The sequence below is a fragment of the Pseudomonas sp. OST1909 genome (genome assembly GCF_015277575.1).
GTDB lineage: Bacteria > Pseudomonadota > Gammaproteobacteria > Pseudomonadales > Pseudomonadaceae > Aquipseudomonas > Aquipseudomonas synxantha_A.
Map to the genome: position 1 here is coordinate 1,082,624 of NZ_CP063780.1, position 17,756 is coordinate 1,100,379.

General features: G+C 60.1%; 17 protein-coding genes. 14 read left to right on the forward strand and 3 right to left on the reverse strand.

The window, feature by feature from the left end; genetic code table 11:
- Positions 1 to 128 precede the first annotated feature (128 nt).
- The 6 genes from murJ to ispH all read left to right on the forward strand — a co-directional run bounded on the left by murJ (position 129) and on the right by ispH (position 7,646).
- On the forward strand, positions 129 to 1,667 hold the full coding sequence (murJ, locus tag IH404_RS04715; RefSeq protein WP_194440037.1) for a murein biosynthesis integral membrane protein MurJ: 1,539 nt from the start codon (positions 129 to 131) through the stop codon (positions 1,665 to 1,667).
- 119 nt (positions 1,668 to 1,786) lie between these two features.
- Positions 1,787 to 2,725: a bifunctional riboflavin kinase/FAD synthetase gene (gene ribF, locus IH404_RS04720; RefSeq protein ID WP_003188404.1), complete on the forward strand. Its 939-nt coding sequence runs from the start codon at positions 1,787 to 1,789 to the stop codon at positions 2,723 to 2,725.
- 14 nt (positions 2,726 to 2,739) lie between these two features.
- Positions 2,740 to 5,571 (forward strand): isoleucine--tRNA ligase, encoded by a 2,832-nt coding sequence (gene ileS, locus IH404_RS04725; RefSeq protein WP_194440038.1) that lies wholly within the window; start codon positions 2,740 to 2,742, stop codon positions 5,569 to 5,571.
- Positions 5,564 to 6,076: a signal peptidase II gene (lspA, locus tag IH404_RS04730; RefSeq protein WP_005784650.1), complete on the forward strand. Its 513-nt coding sequence runs from the start codon at positions 5,564 to 5,566 to the stop codon at positions 6,074 to 6,076. Before ileS ends, lspA begins: the two co-directional genes overlap by 8 nt.
- Before the next feature lie 7 nt (positions 6,077 to 6,083).
- Positions 6,084 to 6,521 (forward strand): peptidylprolyl isomerase, encoded by a 438-nt coding sequence (locus tag IH404_RS04735; protein WP_194440645.1) that lies wholly within the window; start codon positions 6,084 to 6,086, stop codon positions 6,519 to 6,521.
- A gap of 177 nt (positions 6,522 to 6,698) precedes the next feature.
- Positions 6,699 to 7,646: a 4-hydroxy-3-methylbut-2-enyl diphosphate reductase gene (gene ispH, locus IH404_RS04740; RefSeq protein WP_005784653.1), complete on the forward strand. Its 948-nt coding sequence runs from the start codon at positions 6,699 to 6,701 to the stop codon at positions 7,644 to 7,646.
- On the opposite strand, the gene IH404_RS04745 is transcribed toward ispH, so the two are convergent.
- A complete protein-coding gene (locus IH404_RS04745; protein WP_005784654.1) occupies positions 7,600 to 8,181 on the reverse strand; it encodes a GspH/FimT family pseudopilin in 582 nt (193 codons plus the stop codon). The two genes, ispH and IH404_RS04745, sit on opposite strands and share 47 nt — an antisense overlap.
- 206 nt (positions 8,182 to 8,387) lie before the next feature.
- Here IH404_RS04745 and pilV point away from each other — a divergent pair, with 206 nt between their 5' ends.
- From pilV to thiO, 5 genes are all read left to right on the forward strand, one after another.
- Positions 8,388 to 8,873, forward strand: a complete 486-nt coding sequence (gene pilV / locus IH404_RS04750; protein WP_194440039.1) for a type IV pilus modification protein PilV — start codon at positions 8,388 to 8,390, stop codon at positions 8,871 to 8,873.
- Positions 8,870 to 9,577, forward strand: coding sequence for a prepilin-type N-terminal cleavage/methylation domain-containing protein (locus IH404_RS04755; RefSeq protein ID WP_005784656.1), 708 nt, complete (start codon positions 8,870 to 8,872; stop codon positions 9,575 to 9,577). The genes pilV and IH404_RS04755 overlap by 4 nt, the downstream gene beginning before the upstream one ends.
- 5 nt (positions 9,578 to 9,582) lie before the next feature.
- Positions 9,583 to 10,113, forward strand: a complete 531-nt coding sequence (locus tag IH404_RS04760) for a PilX N-terminal domain-containing pilus assembly protein (protein WP_032803250.1) — start codon at positions 9,583 to 9,585, stop codon at positions 10,111 to 10,113.
- 11 nt (positions 10,114 to 10,124) lie between these two features.
- Positions 10,125 to 10,526: a type IV pilin protein gene (locus IH404_RS04765; protein ID WP_005784657.1), complete on the forward strand. Its 402-nt coding sequence runs from the start codon at positions 10,125 to 10,127 to the stop codon at positions 10,524 to 10,526.
- Between the two features lie 62 nt (positions 10,527 to 10,588).
- Entirely contained in the window at positions 10,589 to 11,698 is a 1,110-nt protein-coding gene (gene thiO / locus IH404_RS04770) for a glycine oxidase ThiO (RefSeq protein ID WP_005784658.1), read from the forward strand.
- Here thiO and IH404_RS04775 read toward each other — a convergent pair.
- Positions 11,685 to 11,918 carry a PP0621 family protein gene (locus IH404_RS04775; protein WP_005784659.1) on the reverse strand — a complete coding sequence of 78 codons (234 nt, stop codon included), beginning with the start codon at positions 11,916 to 11,918 and terminating at the stop codon, positions 11,685 to 11,687. The two genes, thiO and IH404_RS04775, sit on opposite strands and share 14 nt — an antisense overlap.
- Before the next feature lie 127 nt (positions 11,919 to 12,045).
- Positions 12,046 to 13,071, reverse strand: coding sequence for an outer membrane protein assembly factor BamD (locus IH404_RS04780; RefSeq protein ID WP_005784660.1), 1,026 nt, complete (start codon positions 13,069 to 13,071; stop codon positions 12,046 to 12,048).
- 149 nt (positions 13,072 to 13,220) lie between these two features.
- On the opposite strand from IH404_RS04780, the gene rluD reads away from it, so the two are divergent.
- The 3 genes from rluD to clpB all read left to right on the forward strand — a co-directional run bounded on the left by rluD (position 13,221) and on the right by clpB (position 17,605).
- Entirely contained in the window at positions 13,221 to 14,183 is a 963-nt protein-coding gene (gene rluD / locus IH404_RS04785; RefSeq protein ID WP_005784662.1) for a 23S rRNA pseudouridine(1911/1915/1917) synthase RluD, read from the forward strand.
- Entirely contained in the window at positions 14,180 to 14,905 is a 726-nt protein-coding gene (gene pgeF, locus IH404_RS04790; RefSeq protein WP_194440040.1) for a peptidoglycan editing factor PgeF, read from the forward strand. The genes rluD and pgeF overlap by 4 nt, the downstream gene beginning before the upstream one ends.
- A 135-nt stretch (positions 14,906 to 15,040) precedes the next feature.
- The gene (clpB, locus tag IH404_RS04795; protein WP_005784667.1) at positions 15,041 to 17,605 is read left to right on the forward strand and encodes an ATP-dependent chaperone ClpB; all 2,565 of its coding nucleotides are present in this window, start codon (positions 15,041 to 15,043) and stop codon (positions 17,603 to 17,605) included.
- Positions 17,606 to 17,756: the final 151 nt, after the last annotated feature.

Below are 17,756 nucleotides of genomic sequence, written 5' to 3' on the forward strand. Positions count from 1 at the left end.
GGTGATTTATTTCCGGCGCTTGACCTGTAAACTCGCGAGCTTTGGCTCTGTGCTGTTGCAGGCGCGCAGTATCGCATAAGTGGGCGCTTTGTTCGCCTGCTCTTTATCTATAGGCGCAAACTCTTTCAATGAATCTGCTCAAATCGTTGGCTGCGGTCAGCTCTATCACGATGATCTCCCGGGTTTTGGGGTTTGTGCGTGACACTCTGCTGGCGCGCATCTTTGGCGCCAGTATGGCCACGGATGCCTTCTTTATTGCCTTCAAACTCCCAAACCTGCTGCGACGGATCTTTGCCGAAGGCGCGTTTTCCCAGGCGTTCGTGCCGATTCTGGCCGAATACAAGACCCAGCATGGTGAGGAGGCGACTCGTACGTTCATCGCCTACGTCTCGGGTTTGCTGACGCTGGTACTGATGCTGGTAACCATCGTCGGGATGCTCGCCGCGCCCTGGGTGATCTGGGCCACGGCGCCCGGTTTTGCCAATACGCCGGAAAAGTTTGCGCTCACCACTGATCTGCTGCGGGTGACCTTTCCTTATATATTGCTGATTTCCCTGTCTTCGCTCGCCGGGGCGATCCTCAATACCTGGAATCGTTTCTCGGTACCGGCCTTTGTGCCGACCTTGCTGAACGTCAGCATGATTATTTTTGCGCTGTTCCTTACGCCGTATTTCGATCCGCCCGTCATGGCCCTGGGCTGGGCGGTCCTGGCCGGCGGCCTGGCGCAGTTGCTGTACCAACTGCCGCACCTGAAAAAAATCGGCATGCTCGTACTGCCACGCCTGAACCTCAAGGACACCGGCGTCTGGCGCGTGATGCGCAATATGCTGCCGGCGATACTCGGGGTATCGGTCAGTCAGATTTCCCTGATCATCAACACCGCGTTTGCCTCGTTGCTGGTATCCGGCTCGGTATCGTGGATGTACTACGCCGACCGCTTGATGGAGTTGCCATCCGGTGTGCTTGGCGTGGCATTGGGCACGATCCTGCTGCCCACCCTGGCACGCACCTACGCCAGCAAGGATCGTCAGGAGTATTCGCGCATTCTCGATTGGGGCCTGCGTCTGTGCTTCCTGCTGGTGTTGCCGTGCGCCTTGGCCCTGGGAATCCTGGCCGAGCCGCTGACGGTCTCGCTGTTTCAATACGGGCAATTCGATGCGCATGACGCCTTGATGACCCAGCACGCGCTGGTTGCCTACTCTGTCGGCCTGCTCGGCATTATTGTGATCAAGGTGCTGGCACCGGGCTTCTACGCGCAGCAAAACATCCGTACGCCGGTGAAAATCGCGATTTTCACGCTGATTGTCACGCAACTGCTCAACCTGGTATTTATCGGTCCTTTGGCCCATGCCGGGCTGGCGCTGGCGATCAGTGCCGGAGCTTGTATCAATGCTGGCCTGCTGTTTTATCAACTGCGCAAACAGCAGATGTATCAACCACAGCCGGGTTGGGGGATGTTTACCCTCAAGTTGCTCGTGGCGGTGGCTGCGATGTCCGCCGTGCTGGTGGGCTTGATGCACGTGATGCCGGCCTGGGGCGATGGCGATATGCTGGAGCGCTTTATGCGCTTGGGCGTGTTGGTGGTGGCGGGCGTGGTGGTGTACTTCGGGATGTTGCTGTTGCAGGGTTTCCGCCTGCGCGATTTCAATCGCAAGTCGCTGGGATAGAGACTTTGCCGCGATAAAACGATTGTTTTATCGATTCGACCCATTTGGCCTGCGCTGTTGCCTGTCGTCCGGGGCCGGGTGTGGTTATAATCGACCACTTTATGAGCAAGAAGCGCGTTATGCAGCTGGTTCGAGGTCTCCACAACCTGCGCCCCGAGCATCGGGGCTGCGTCGCCACTATTGGCAACTTTGACGGTGTTCACCGTGGCCACCAGGCTATCCTGGCAAGGTTGCGCGAGCGTGCGGTCGAGTTGGGTGTGCCCAGCTGCGTGGTGATTTTCGAGCCACAACCGCGGGAGTTCTTTACCCCGGAAACAGCGCCGGCCCGTTTGGCGCGCTTGCGCGACAAGCTGCAACTGCTGGCGGAGGAGGGCGTGGACCGCGTCCTCTGCCTGGCTTTCAACCAGCGCTTGCGCAGCCTCAGCGCCGCCGAGTTCGTCGACCGCATCCTGGTGGACGGCCTGGGTGTACAACACCTGGAAGTCGGCGACGACTTCCATTTCGGTTGTGACCGGGTCGGGGACTTCGATTTCCTGCAACATGCTGGCGTCAACCAGGGTTTTACCGTCGAAGCCGCGCAAACCGTCGAACTGGACGGCCTGCGCGTGAGCAGCACCCAGGTGCGTAACGCCCTGGCTGCCGCCGACTTCGACCTGGCCGAGCGTTTGCTCGGTCGCCCGTTCCGCATTGCCGGGCGGGTACTGCACGGCCAGAAGCTGGCGCGCCAATTGGGCACGCCAACTGCCAACGTGCAACTCAAGCGCCGTCGTGTACCGTTGACCGGGGTTTACCTGGTCAGCGTCGACATCGACGGCCAATCGTGGCCGGGAGTCGCCAATATAGGCGTCAGGCCCACGGTTGCAGGTGATGGCAAGGCCCACCTGGAAGTTCACCTTTTGGATTTTGCCGGTGATTTATACGACCGGCGTTTGACGGTGGTTTTCCACCAGAAGCTGCGTGAAGAGCAGCGTTTCGCCTCCCTGGAGGCGTTGAAAACGGCGATCAATGCGGATGTCGCCGCCGCCCGTGCACTAGCCGCACCTAGCGCCCATCGCTAACCGAAGAGCCTTAAATGACCGACTATAAAGCCACGCTAAACCTTCCGGACACCGCCTTCCCAATGAAGGCCGGCCTGCCACAGCGCGAACCGCAGATCCTGCAGCGCTGGGACAGTATTGGCCTGTACGGAAAGTTGCGCGAAATTGGCAAGGATCGTCCGAAATTCGTCCTGCACGACGGCCCTCCTTATGCCAACGGCACGATTCATATCGGTCATGCGCTGAACAAGATTCTCAAGGACATGATCCTGCGCTCCAAAACCCTGTCGGGCTTTGACGCGCCGTACGTTCCGGGCTGGGACTGCCATGGCCTGCCGATCGAGCACAAAGTCGAAGTGACCTACGGCAAGAACCTGGGCGCGGACAAGACCCGCGAACTCTGCCGTGCCTACGCCACCGAGCAGATCGAAGGGCAGAAGTCCGAATTCATTCGCCTGGGCGTGCTGGGCGAGTGGGACAACCCCTACAAGACCATGAACTTCAAGAACGAGGCCGGTGAAATCCGTGCCTTGGCTGAAATCGTCAAGGGCGGCTTCGTGTTCAAGGGTCTCAAGCCCGTGAACTGGTGCTTTGACTGCGGTTCGGCCCTGGCCGAAGCGGAAGTCGAATACGAAGACAAAAAGTCGTCGACCATCGACGTGGCCTTCCCGATTGCCGATGAGGCCAAGCTGGCCGAGGCGTTCGGCCTGGCAAGCCTGGCCAAGCCGGCTGCCATCGTGATCTGGACCACTACCCCGTGGACCATCCCGGCCAACCAGGCGCTGAACGTGCACCCGGAATTCACCTACGCCCTGGTGGATGTCGGTGATCGCCTGTTGGTGCTGGCCGAAGAAATGGTCGAGTCGTGCCTTGCCCGCTACGAGTTGCAAGGCTCGGTGATCGCCACCGCCACCGGCTCCGCGCTGGAACTGATCAACTTCCGTCACCCGTTCTATGACCGTCTGTCGCCGGTGTACCTGGCTGACTACGTCGAGCTGGGTTCGGGTACCGGCATTGTCCACTGCTCGCCTGCCTATGGCGTGGACGACTTCGTGATCTGCAAGAAGTACGGCATGGTCAACGACGACATCATCAACCCGGTGCAGAGCAACGGCGTATACGTGCCTTCGCTCGAGTTCTTCGGTGGTCAGTTCATCTTCAAGGCTGACCAGCCGATCATCGAAAAGCTGCGTGAAGTCGGTGCGTTGATGCAAACCGCCGCCATCCAGCACAGCTACATGCATTGCTGGCGTCACAAGACCCCGCTGATCTACCGCGCTACGGCGCAGTGGTTTATCGGCATGGACAAAGAGCCGACCAGCGGCGACACCTTGCGTGTACGCTCGCTCAAGGCCATCGAAGACACCCGGTTCGTCCCGGCCTGGGGCCAGGCACGCCTGCACTCGATGATCGCCAATCGTCCGGACTGGTGCATCTCCCGCCAGCGCAACTGGGGCGTGCCGATCCCGTTCTTCCTGAACAAGGAAAGCGGTGAGCTGCACCCGCGCACCGTCGAGCTGATGGAAGTCGTGGCCCAGCGTGTCGAGCAGGAAGGCATCGAAGCCTGGTTCAAGCTGGACGCTGCCGAGCTGCTGGGCGACGAAGCGCCGCTGTACGACAAGATCAGCGACACCCTCGACGTGTGGTTCGATTCGGGCACCACTCACTGGCATGTGCTGCGTGGTTCACACCCGATGGGCCACGAGACCGGCCCGCGTGCCGACCTGTACCTGGAAGGTTCGGACCAACACCGTGGCTGGTTCCACTCGTCGTTGCTCACCGGTTGCGCCATCGACAACCATGCGCCGTACCGCGAACTGCTGACCCACGGCTTCACCGTCGACGAGACGGGCCGCAAGATGTCCAAATCGCTGAAGAACGTGATCGAGCCGAAAAAGATCAACGACACCTTGGGTGCCGACATCATGCGCCTGTGGGTGGCTTCCACCGATTACTCGGGTGAAATCGCCGTGTCGGACCAGATCCTGGCCCGCAGCGCCGACGCCTACCGTCGTATCCGCAATACCGCACGCTTCATGCTGTCGAACCTGACCGGCTTCAACCCGGCTACCGACCTGCTGCCGGCCGAAGACATGCTCGCCCTCGACCGTTGGGCTGTGGACCGTACCCTGTTGCTGCAGCGCGAGTTGCAGGAGCACTACGGCGAATACCGCTTCTGGAACGTCTACTCCAAGATCCACAACTTCTGCGTGCAGGAGCTGGGCGGTTTCTACCTCGACATCATCAAGGACCGCCAGTACACCACTGGCGCCAACAGCAAGGCGCGCCGTTCGGCGCAGACCGCGCTGTACCACATCAGCGAAGCGCTGGTGCGCTGGATCGCACCGATCCTGGCATTCACCGCTGACGAACTGTGGGAGTACCTGCCGGGCGAGCGTAACGAGTCCGTCATGCTCAACACCTGGTACGAAGGCCTGACCGAACTGCCGGCCGACTTCGAACTGGGCCGCGAGTACTGGGAAGGCGTGATGGCCGTCAAGGTTGCGGTGAACAAGGAACTGGAAGTCCAGCGTGCCGCCAAGGCCGTGGGTGGCAACCTGCAAGCCGAAGTCACCCTGTTTGCCGAGGACGGCCTGACCGCCGACCTGGCCAAGCTGAGCAACGAGCTGCGCTTCGTGCTGATCACCTCTACCGCGAGCCTGGCGCCGTTTACCCAGGCTCCGGCAGATGCGGTGGCTACCGAGGTGCCTGGCCTTAAGCTCAAAGTGGTCAAGTCGGCCTTCCCCAAGTGCGCTCGTTGCTGGCACTGCCGTGAAGACGTCGGCGTGAACCCTGAGCACCCGGAAATCTGCGGTCGTTGTGTCGACAACATCAGCGGTGAAGGCGAGGTTCGCCACTATGCCTAATGCAGCCAGTCGTTTCGGACGTCTGGGCTGGCTCGTACTGAGCCTGCTGGTCCTGGTCATTGACCAGGTCAGCAAGGCTCACTTCGAGGGCTCCCTGGAAATGTTCCAGCAAATTGTGGTGATCCCGGATTACTTCAGCTGGACCCTGGCCTACAACACCGGCGCCGCCTTCAGCTTCCTGGCTGACAGTGGCGGCTGGCAGCGCTGGCTGTTCGCCCTGATCGCCGTGGTGGTCAGTGCGGTACTCGTGGTCTGGCTCAAACGCCTGGGCCGTGATGACACCTGGCTGGCGATCGCCTTGGCCCTGGTGCTGGGTGGTGCGCTGGGCAACCTGTACGACCGCATTGCCCTCGGCCATGTGATCGACTTTATCCTGGTGCATTGGCAGAACCGCCACTACTTCCCGGCGTTCAACTTTGCCGACAGCGCCATCACCGTCGGCGCAATCATGCTGGCGCTGGATATGTTCAAGAGCAAGAAAACCGGAGAAACCGTCAATGACTGATCAGGTATTGGCTGAGCAACGCATCGGCCAGAACACGGAAGTCACTTTGCATTTCGCACTGCGCCTGGAGAATGGCGACACGGTCGACAGTACCTTCGACAAAGCGCCGGCGACCTTCAAGGTTGGCGACGGCAACCTGCTGCCGGGTTTTGAAGCGGCGCTGTTCGGCTTCAAGGCCGGTGACAAGCGCACCCTGCAGATCCTGCCGGAAAACGCCTTCGGCCAGCCCAACCCGCAAAACGTGCAGATCATCCCGCGTTCGCAGTTCGAAGGCATGGACCTGTCGGAAGGCTTGCTGGTGATCTTCAATGATGCGGCGAACACTGAATTGCCTGGCGTGGTGAAAGTATTTGATGACGCGCAAGTGACCATCGACTTCAATCACCCGTTGGCCGGCAAGACGTTGACCTTTGACGTCGAGATTATCGACGTCAAAGCGCTGTAACCGACCGTACGCGGTCTAAAATGTGGGAGGGGGCTTTCTCCCGATAGCGGTGTATCAGCTAAATGTGCAGACTGATATACCTGTATCGGGAGCAAGCCCCCTCCCACCTTTGATCTCCATTGTCGGTTGAGTCAGTGTCAAATCGACTCAATGTGGCTGCAATACACGAGGCACAGCATGCAAATCAAACTCGCCAACCCCCGTGGCTTCTGCGCCGGCGTGGACCGGGCGATCGAAATCGTCAATCGCGCCCTGGAAGTCTTCGGGCCGCCGATTTATGTGCGCCATGAAGTCGTCCATAACAAATTTGTGGTCGAAGACTTGCGCGCGCGCGGGGCGATCTTTGTCGAAGAACTCGATCAGGTGCCCGACGACGTGATCGTCATCTTCAGTGCCCACGGTGTTTCCCAGGCTGTACGGACCGAAGCGGCAGGCCGTGGCCTCAAGGTGTTCGATGCCACCTGCCCACTGGTGACCAAGGTGCATATCGAAGTGGCGCGCTACAGCCGCGACGGTCGTGAGTGCATCCTGATCGGCCACGCCGGTCACCCGGAAGTCGAAGGCACCATGGGCCAATATGACGCCAGCAACGGCGGTGCTATCTACCTGGTCGAGGACGAGAAAGACGTCGCCAACTTGCAGGTGCACAATCCGGAACGCCTGGCCTTCGTGACCCAGACCACCTTGTCCATGGACGACACCAGCCGCGTAATCGATGCCCTGCGCACGCGGTTCCCGGCCATTGGCGGCCCTCGCAAGGACGACATCTGCTACGCCACGCAAAACCGCCAGGATGCGGTCAAGCAACTGGCAAATGAGTGTGACGTAGTGCTGGTGGTCGGCAGCCCTAACAGCTCCAACTCCAACCGCCTGCGTGAACTGGCCGAGCGCATGGCTACGCCGGCGTACCTGATCGACGGTGCCGAAGACATGCAGCGCAGTTGGTTCGATGGTGTCGAGCGTATCGGCATCACGGCAGGCGCCTCCGCACCGGAAGTGCTGGTACGCGGCGTGATCCAGCAGTTGCAGGCCTGGGGCGCTACTGGCGCCGATGAGCTGGCAGGTCGTGAAGAGAACATCACGTTTTCGATGCCGAAGGAACTGCGGGTCCGCTCGCTGCTCTGACGCCAACAATGCCGGCATCGGCTCGGCATAATGCCTGCTCGGTCTTGTCACTGCGCAGACTGATGCGACCGCTGGGGGCCAGCACGATCTGATACAGGCTCTGTGCCTGGCTCGTGTCGCACACATGCACGGTGCCGGCACGGAAGCCTCCGCCGGCGAAAACCGGTTCTCCCAAGCCGCTGAAACGCACCTGGTCCGTGACCGGGCCATTACCTGCCACTGGCACGCGACCATCGCCCTGGCGCTCCAGCAGCACCGGGTTGTCGTCGTCCTGATGGCCGCGTCCACTGGCATCCAGTATCACGCGCCACCCCAGGCTCCAGTCCCTGTCGTTTGCATGAATGACCACCGCCTGATTGCGTGTGATGGCCTCCATGCGCGCGTAACGCAGCCCGGCGGCAAGTGATTGGGCCACGTTTTGTCGTTGCTGCGATTCAAGCAAACCTTTGAAACCGGGTACGGCCAATTGCGCGAGACAGCTGGTGACGATCAGCCCCAGCAGCATTTCAATCAGGGTGAACCCTCGTTGTGACATGTGCGTTCCCTCCGTGGACGCGAGTGAATCTTCGAGCTGCAGACCTAGGTATAGCGCCTGGCCCCGAATGCTGGGTGATGGCCTTTATGTCCAAAGTATTTCCCTTTGTTCCGGCAGCAGCGCTGCTCGAAATCCGCCGCTAGTCTTGGATCGCACAGCAGGGTTTGCCTGCTTTTTTCCGGCCTTCGACATGGATGACGACGGTAATGCCTGCCCGCCCGAATCGATTTTTTCTGCGTACCGCGCATCGGCACCAATCCGGCATGACGCTGATCGAGGTGCTGATAGCGCTGTTGATCCTGGCTGTCGGCCTGATGGGCGCTGCAATGCTTCAGCTCAACGCGCTCAAGTACACCGACAGCGCCAGGATGATCAGCCAAGCCAGCTTTATCGCCTACGACATGCTCGACCGAATTCGCGCCAATGCTGGTGCGGATTACACGTGGGGGAGGGACGAGTCGGGGCCGCCCAACACTTCGGCCGCCAGTGTGCGCGACCTGGACCTGCACGATTTCGAGGCCAATATCATTGGTTTTGCTGGCAAGGATGCCAAGGGTTCCGTGGCGGTAAGCGGGCATGAGGTCACCATCAGCATCAGTTGGGAGGATCGCCGCTCAGCAGGCACCCCAGGAGCACGGGAAACCTTCACGCTGACCAGCCGAGTCACCAGTGAGCAGGGAGCCTTGCAATGAATCGCCATGCCCGAGGTTTCAGCCTGGTGGAGTTGTTGCTCGCACTCGCCGTCGGGCTGGTGCTGGTGTTGGGGGTGAGTCAGGTGCTCATAAGTTCACGATTGACTCACGACAGCCAGCAGGCCGCCATGGTGCTGCAGGATGATGCGCGGCTTGCCCTGGGCAAGATCACACAGGACATTCGTCAGGCAGGCATGTTGGGATGTTTGGCAGCCACCGTTATCGACAACGCCCCGGCCGCCTTCGACCGACCGATAAGCTGGGACGCGTCGGGAAGTTCAAGGTCGCTGACGCTGGTCACCGCGCACGTCGGTGACGGCGCTGGCAAGCCCGACTGGACGGTGTTGTCCGACTGCAAGGAGACGGCCCATGCGTATGAGGGGGCAGCGCCTGCCGCCGCACCTGGCCTGATCCGCTTTGGCGTACGCCAGCTTACGTACACCTATGAATCGGGCCAGTTGAAGGTCAGTACTCCGGCAGCACCGGCAAAGGCGGTACTGATTGATAACGTGCGGGCATTCGACATCAGTTTTGGCTTGGCGGCTGAACCTGCATCAACGGTTGTGGTGCGTTACGACAGCCATCCGGCTGACAGTTCTTTGGTACGTAGTGTGCGTATCTCCTTGACTCTGCAAGACCCAGCTGGGCGGGTTAAGGACCAGACCTACAGTGTCGTCGCGGCGCTGCGAAATCGGTTGGGTTAGGGGTGATGTCGATGCTAGGCGGTATTCGGGTACGGCAGAACGGGATGGTGCTGCTGATCAGTCTGGTATTCCTGCTGTTGTTATCGCAGGTGGGGCTTTCGTCGATACAGGGGGCGGTCGCCCAGCAAAAAGTCGCGAGTAGCCTGTGGCAGCGTAATCAATCCTTTCAGTCTGCTGAAAGCGGTTTGCGGCGGGGGGAGTCGGTTGTGCAGAGGGGCGGCCCTGCGATGCCTGTGTGCCACTCGGTTATTACGTGTGCGCCGCCCAATGAAGCATTTTCCTTGACTGGCGCCGGGGCAAACCCTGTCTCAGCGGTCACCTGGTTGGCCTTGAGGGGCGGATTTTATGGCGTTCAATCCCTGGGGGAAGGAGCAGGGCTGGCTCATTTGCCGCCCGGTACACGGGCAGCGCTCTTTCGCATCACTGCCGTGGGCCTTGCAGGCCAATCGCGCACGGTGTTGGAGTCGGTTTATGCCCGGGTGGAGGAGGGCGGCAACGTCAGGTTTCGACGGATTTCATGGCGGCAACTTCAATAAGGAGCAATGGGATGGGCATGGATAGCCAGGGCTTTACCCTGATGGAGTTATTGATCGCCGTGGCGATCGTTGCGTTGTTGGCTGGCATTGCGTATCCCGGGTACATCGGCCAGGTAAAAAAGGTGTATCGCGCGCAAATCGTCGCGTTGTTGAGCGAGCAAGCCCAGCATCTGGAGCGCGCATATACCAGAGATGGCACTTTTATTGATGCGGGCGGCGTCATTGCGGGCAACGATCACTATAGAATCAGTGCGATTTTAAACCCCCAGGATTTCGACTTGCTCGCTACGCCTGCTGTGGACTCAGTCATGGCGGACGACGCGTGTGCAGCTTTCAGCTTGAGCAGCACCGGTATGCGAAGCAACCCGGGAGCGGCGCCTGAAATGTCGCGCAAAGTCTGCTGGGGGCAGTGATGAGAGTGCTTGAAGAGTGGGCGCCGGGCGCGCCTTTCCCTGTTTATCGGCGGGATCAGATGATGGCAAAGCAACAGCAAGTGGTGATTGTCGGCGGCGGAGTAATCGGGCTGTTGACGGCGTACAACCTTGCCAGAGAAGGGCGGGCAGTCATGCTGCTGGAGCGTGCGGGGCTTGGGCAGGAGTCTTCCTGGGCAGGTGGCGGAATTGTCTCGCCGTTGTATCCATGGCGTTATAGCCCGGCCGTGACTGCATTGGCCCATTGGTCCCAGGATTTCTATCCGCAGCTGGCACAGCGTTTGTTTGCTGCGACCGGTGTCGATCCCGAGGTCCATACCACGGGTTTGTACTGGCTTGACCTGGATGATGAAGCTGATGCACTGGCCTGGGCTGCGCGTGAAGGGCGGCCATTGAGCAAGGTGGACGTGTCCCAGGCTCATGATGCCGTGCCGGCGCTGGGAGGCGGTTACTCCCGGGCGATCTACATGGCCGATGTGGCCAATGTGCGCAACCCGCGCCTGGTAAAATCCTTGAAAGCGGCGCTGCTGGCGTTGCCGGATGTGACGATTCACGAGCACTGCGAAGTGTCGGGTTTTGTGCAGAACAACAATCGCGTGGTGGGGGTGAACACTGCGACGGGACCGGTTTTTGCCGATCAGGTGGTGCTCGCCGCCGGGGCCTGGAGCGGGCAGTTGCTGAGCACACTGGGCATGACCCTTCCCGTGGAGCCGGTCAAAGGCCAAATGATCCTGTACAAGTGCGCGTCCGACTTTTTATCCAGCATGGTCTTGGCCAAGGGGCGCTATGCAATCCCCCGCCGCGATGGGCACATTCTGATTGGAAGCACATTGGAACATGAGGGGTTCGACAAGACGCCGACCGAAACTGCGTTGGCGAGCCTCAAGGCGTCTGCGGTGGAACTGATCCCCGCCTTGGCGGACGCCGAGGTGGTCGGGCATTGGGCGGGGTTGCGGCCCGGTTCGCCGGAAGGTATCCCCTATATCGGAGAGGTTCCCGGCTTTCAGGGCTTGTGGCTCAATTGCGGGCATTACCGCAATGGCCTGGTGCTCGCACCGGCCTCCTGCCAGTTGTTCGCCGACTTGCTGTTGGGGCGGGCTCCGATCATTGATCCGGCGCCTTATGCCCCGGCAGGTCGCCTCAACGCTGGATAGACTTCGGCCCTTGTTCCAGATGCGCCTGGGTGCAGTACCACTCCTGGCGCGAACTCAGTGCGCGATCCTGCGGCAGGTGCACGCCGCAGTGGGCGCATCGCACCATCAGCGCTGCGTTCGGCTCGGCAGGTCGTTGCTGGCGGGCTGCAGGGTTTTTGAATTTGCGCCAGAACCATACCGCGGCAGCAATGACGGCAATCCAGAACAGTAGACGAAGCATGATGGGCAGTTTCTCGACAAGGAATGCGCCAGTTTAGCCAAGCTGGCCACAGGCGCACAGCGCAATAAATACTCGCTCATAAAAAAGGGAGCTCGTTCAGAGCTCCCTTTTGCGTTGCGTCGAACAATCAGTCGAACACACCGAAGGTCATGTAGCTGAACCACGAACGGTCTTCGTTGTTGCCAAGGGCCTGCGGCTCCTCTTCTTCGATAACGTCGCCGTTCTCGTCGTGAGGCTTGAGGTCCGAAGGGATGGCATCCTTGGCGTCCTGGTACTGCTTGATCACGTCCTGGTTGGCGCGGGTTTCACCCGGCGGCAGTGGCGGACGAGACTCGATCAGGCCCAAGGTGTACTTGCTCAGCCACGAACGGTTGTCGGCTTCGGCAACCTGAGGCACGAACTGGCCGTCTTTCAGGCTTGGGTGATCTGGGTAGTTGAGCTTCAGGGTTTCCAGGCTGGTGGTCGCCAGCGTGTCCAGGTGCAGACGCTGGTAAGCCTCGGTCATCACCGCCAGGCCGTCGCCCACGGATGGGGTTTCCTGGAAGTTCTCCACAACATAGCGGCCACGGTTGGCGGCAGCTACGTAGGCCTGACGGGTCAGGTAGTAGTGAGCCACGTGGATTTCGTAGGAGGCCAGCAGGTTGCGCAGGTAGATCATGCGCTGCTTGGCGTCCGGCGCGTAGCGGCTGTTGGGGTAGCGGCTGGTCAGCTGGGCGAACTCGTTGTAGGAGTCGCGTGCAGCGCCCGGGTCACGCTTGGTCATGTCCAGCGGCAGGAAGCGCGCCAGCAGGCCAACGTCCTGGTCGAACGAGGTCAGGCCCTTCATGTAGTAGGCGTAGTCCACGTTCGGGTGCTGTGGGTGCAGGCGGATAAAACGCTCGGCAGCGGACTTGGCAGCTTCCGGCTCGGCGTTCTTGTAGTTGGCGTAGATCAGCTCCAACTGGGCCTGGTCGGCATAGCGGCCGAATGGGTAGCGCGACTCCAATGCCTTCAGCTTCGCTGTGGCGCTGGTGTAGCTATTATTGTCCAGGTCTGTCTGAGCTTGCTGGTACAGCTCGACTTCGCTCAGGTTTTCGTCGACGACGTCCTTTGTTGACGAGCAAGCAGCAGTCATGGCGAGGATGGCGATCAGCAGCAGGTGTTTCACTTGCATGGCGGCTTGCGTCCCTATGACGGCCGCTGTCTTGGGCGGGGCCGTCCTGTTATGATGAGCGCCCCGTTGAAAGCCTCGGGGCAAAAGACGCCGTATTTAACCACAAGCGCGCAGCCGAAACCAAAGGCTGTGCCACGCCTAGTCTGAGCATGTCCGATAAAATTGAACTTCGCGCAGAGGTGCCGTCCGAATTGGGCGGCCAACGCCTCGATCAAGTCGCCGCACAATTATTCGCTGAGCACTCGCGCTCGCGCCTTTCCGCCTGGATCAAAGACGGCCGCCTGACTGTGGATGGAGCGGTTATCCGCCCGCGAGACATAGTCCATGGCGGTGCGATTCTTGAGCTGACTGCCGAGCAGGAAGCCCAGGGAGAATGGGTCGCCCAGGACATCGAGCTGGATATCGTCTATGAAGACGACGACATCCTGGTCATCAACAAACCCGCTGGCCTGGTGGTTCACCCGGCTGCCGGGCACGCTGATGGCACTTTGCTCAATGCCCTGTTGCACCACGTCCCGGACATCATCAATGTCCCGCGCTGCGGCATCGTGCACCGTCTGGACAAGGACACCACCGGTTTGATGGTGGTGGCCAAGACCATTCAGGCGCAGACGCAGCTTGTTACTCAGTTGCAGAGTCGCAGCGTCAGCCGGATCTACGAGTGCATCGTGATCGGTGTGGTGGTGGCCGGGGGCAAGATCAACGCACCGATTGGTCGCCACGGCCAGCAGCGCCAGCGTATGGCGGTGATGGAAGGCGGCAAGCAAGCCGTTAGCCACTACCGTGTGCTGGAGCGTTTCCGCTCCCACACCCATGTGCGGGTCAAGCTGGAAACCGGGCGCACCCACCAGATTCGCGTGCACATGGCGCATATCAACTTCCCGTTGGTCGGCGATCCTGCCTACGGTGGGCGCTTCCGTATTCCGCCGGCGGCAAGCCAGACAATGGTCGAATCGCTGAAGTCCTTCCCGCGCCAGGCACTGCACGCACGCTTCCTGGAACTGGATCATCCGACGAGCGGTAAGCGCATGAGCTGGGAATCGCCACTTCCAGACGACCTGGTCTGGTTGTTGTCGCTGCTCAAGCAGGATCGTGAGGCGTTTATCGGATGAGTGACTGGCTGATTCCTGACTGGCCCGCGCCGTCTCAGGTCAAAGCCTGCGTCACCACTCGTGCGGGCGGCGTCAGTCTGGCGCCGTTCGACAGCCTTAACCTGGGCGATCACGTCGAGGACAGCCTTGAGGCAGTCCTTGAAAATCGCCGGCGTCTGAGCGGCGCCTTCGATATCCGGCCTGCCTGGTTGCGCCAGGTCCACGGTACTCACGTGGTTGAGGCCGATCCAGGCCGTACTGTCGAGGCAGATGGCAGTTGGACCAGCACCCCCGGCATCGCTTGCACATCCATGACCGCCGATTGCCTGCCTGCGCTGTTCTGTAATCGGGCGGGTACCCGGGTTGCCGCAGCCCATGCCGGTTGGCGTGGCTTGGCGGCTGGCGTACTGGAGGCTGTATTCGAAAGCCTGGATACTGCTCCTGAAGACGTCCTGGTCTGGCTCGGCCCAGCCATTGGCCCGCAAGCCTTTGAGGTCGGCCCGGAAGTACGTGAAGCCTTCATGCAGCAACTGCCGGCCACCGCTGAAGCCTTTGTTCCCAGCCACAACCCCGGCAAGTTCATGGCCGACATCTACCAGCTGGCGCGCCTGCGTCTGGCAGCAAACGGTGTCACCGCTGTATATGGTGGTGGTTTTTGCACCGTGACCGATCCACGCTTCTTTTCTTATCGCCGCAGCCCGCGTACGGGCCGATTCGCCTCCCTTATCTGGCTTGAACGCTAGACTGTCCTGACCTGTATCAACCGTCCGCCGCTTGAAACCCCCAGAATCCACCCCATCTATAAGGGTATCTGGCAGGTTTCTTCATTCAGGATGTGTTTGTTCATAGCTCCGGCCTGCTCAAAAGGAAGGTGACTAATGCGTATTGATCGTTTAACCAGCAAATTGCAGTTGGCCTTATCGGACTCCCAATCCCTGGCGGTCGGCCTCGACCATCCGGCGATTGAGCCGGCACACTTGATGCAGGCGCTCCTGGAGCAACAAGGTGGCTCTATCAAACCCTTGTTGATGCAGGTGGGCTTTGACATCAACAGCCTGCGCAAGGAGTTGAGCAAAGAGCTCGACCAACTGCCGAAAATTCAAAACCCTACCGGCGACGTGAATATGTCCCAGGACCTGGCGCGCCTGCTCAATCAGGCGGACCGACTGGCCCAGCAGAAGGGTGACCAGTTCATCTCCAGCGAACTGGTGCTGCTCGCCGCTATGGACGACAACAGTAAGCTTGGCAAATTGTTGCTGGGCCAGGGCGTGAGCAAGAAAGCTCTGGAAAACGCCATCAACAACCTGCGTGGCGGCGAGGCCGTGAACGACCCCAACCATGAGGAGTCGCGTCAGGCCCTGGACAAATATACCGTCGACCTGACCAAGCGCGCCGAAGAAGGCAAGCTCGACCCGGTGATCGGTCGTGACGACGAAATCCGCCGCACTATCCAGGTTCTGCAACGCCGCACCAAGAACAACCCGGTGCTGATCGGTGAGCCTGGCGTGGGTAAAACCGCGATTGCCGAGGGCCTGGCCCAGCGCATCATTAATGGTGAAGTGCCGGACGGCTTGAAAGGCAAGCGCCTGTTGTCCCTGGACATGGGGGCCCTGATCGCCGGTGCCAAGTTCCGTGGTGAGTTCGAAGAACGACTGAAATCCCTGCTTAATGAATTGTCGAAGCAGGAAGGCCAGATCATTCTGTTTATCGACGAACTGCACACCATGGTTGGCGCCGGTAAAGGCGAAGGCTCGATGGATGCTGGCAACATGCTCAAGCCGGCCTTGGCGCGGGGCGAGTTGCATTGCGTCGGTGCGACCACGCTCAACGAATACCGTCAGTACATTGAAAAGGATGCGGCCCTTGAGCGGCGTTTCCAGAAAGTGCTGGTGGAAGAACCAAGCGAAGAAGACACCATCGCGATCCTGCGGGGCCTGAAAGAGCGCTATGAGGTCCACCATAAGGTGGCGATCACTGATGGCGCGATCATTGCGGCGGCCAAGCTGAGCCATCGCTACATCACCGATCGTCAGTTGCCGGACAAGGCCATCGACCTGATCGACGAAGCGGCCAGCCGCATTCGCATGGAGATTGACTCCAAGCCGGAAGTGCTCGACCGCCTGGATCGGCGCCTGATTCAACTGAAAGTAGAATCCCAGGCGTTGAAGAAAGAAGAGGACGAGGCAGCGAAGAAACGCCTGGAAAAACTTCAGGAAGAAATCGTCCGTCTGGAGCGTGAGTATTCGGACCTCGAAGAAATCTGGACCTCGGAAAAAGCCGAAGTACAGGGTTCGGCGCAGATCCAGCAGAAAATCGAGCAGTCCCGTCAGGAACTGGAAGCCGCGCGTCGTAAAGGCGATCTGAGCCGCATGGCTGAGTTGCAATATGGTGTGATTCCGGACCTGGAACGCAGCCTGCAGATGGTCGACCAGCACGGCAAGCCTGAGAACCAGTTGCTGCGCAGCAAGGTGACCGAGGAGGAGATCGCCGAAGTGGTCTCCAAGTGGACCGGCATTCCTGTCTCGAAAATGCTCGAAGGCGAGCGCGACAAACTGCTGAAAATGGAAAGTTTGTTGCACCAGCGCGTCATCGGTCAGGAAGAGGCTGTGGTGGCGGTATCCAATGCGGTACGGCGCTCCCGTGCCGGCTTGTCCGACCCGAACCGTCCAAGCGGCTCGTTCATGTTCCTCGGCCCGACCGGCGTAGGTAAGACTGAGCTGTGCAAGGCCCTGGCCGAGTTCCTCTTTGATACTGAAGAGGCCATGGTGCGCATTGATATGTCCGAGTTCATGGAGAAACACTCGGTGGCTCGCCTGATCGGCGCACCACCAGGCTATGTGGGCTACGAGGAGGGCGGTTACCTGACCGAAGCCGTGCGACGCAAGCCTTACTCGGTGATCCTGCTGGATGAGGTCGAGAAGGCGCACCCGGATGTGTTCAACATTTTGCTGCAGGTGCTGGAAGATGGTCGCTTGACGGACAGCCACGGGCGTACGGTGGACTTTCGCAATACGGTGATCGTGATGACCTCCAACCTGGGCTCGGCACAGATCCAGGAACTGGTGGGGGATCGCGAGGCCCAGCGCGCAGCGGTGATGGACGCCTTGACCACCCACTTCCGCCCGGAATTCATCAACCGGGTGGATGAAGTGGTGATCTTCGAGCCTCTGGCACGGGATCAGATTGCGGGTATCACCGAAATCCAGTTGGGCCGCCTGCGCAGTCGCCTGGCTGAGCGTGAGCTCGACCTTGAGCTGAGCGGCGAGGCGTTGGACAAGCTGATCGCAGTGGGCTACGACCCGGTGTATGGCGCACGGCCGTTGAAGCGTGCGATCCAGCGCTGGATCGAGAACCCGCTGGCACAGTTGATCCTGTCGGGCAGCTTTATGCCGGGCACTCGCGTCACGGCAACGGTGAAAGACGACGAAATCGTCTTCCACTAAGACCTGCAACCGGTGTAATAACAAGAGGCCTCGCATTGCGAGGCCTTTTTTTTCGATAGGGCGTTGAACTGTAAGGCAAAGGCTTGTAAAGTGCGCCCCGCAGCAACGTCAGCCCACGGGTTTCTTCTCCCCAAGAAGAAATCAGAAAGAA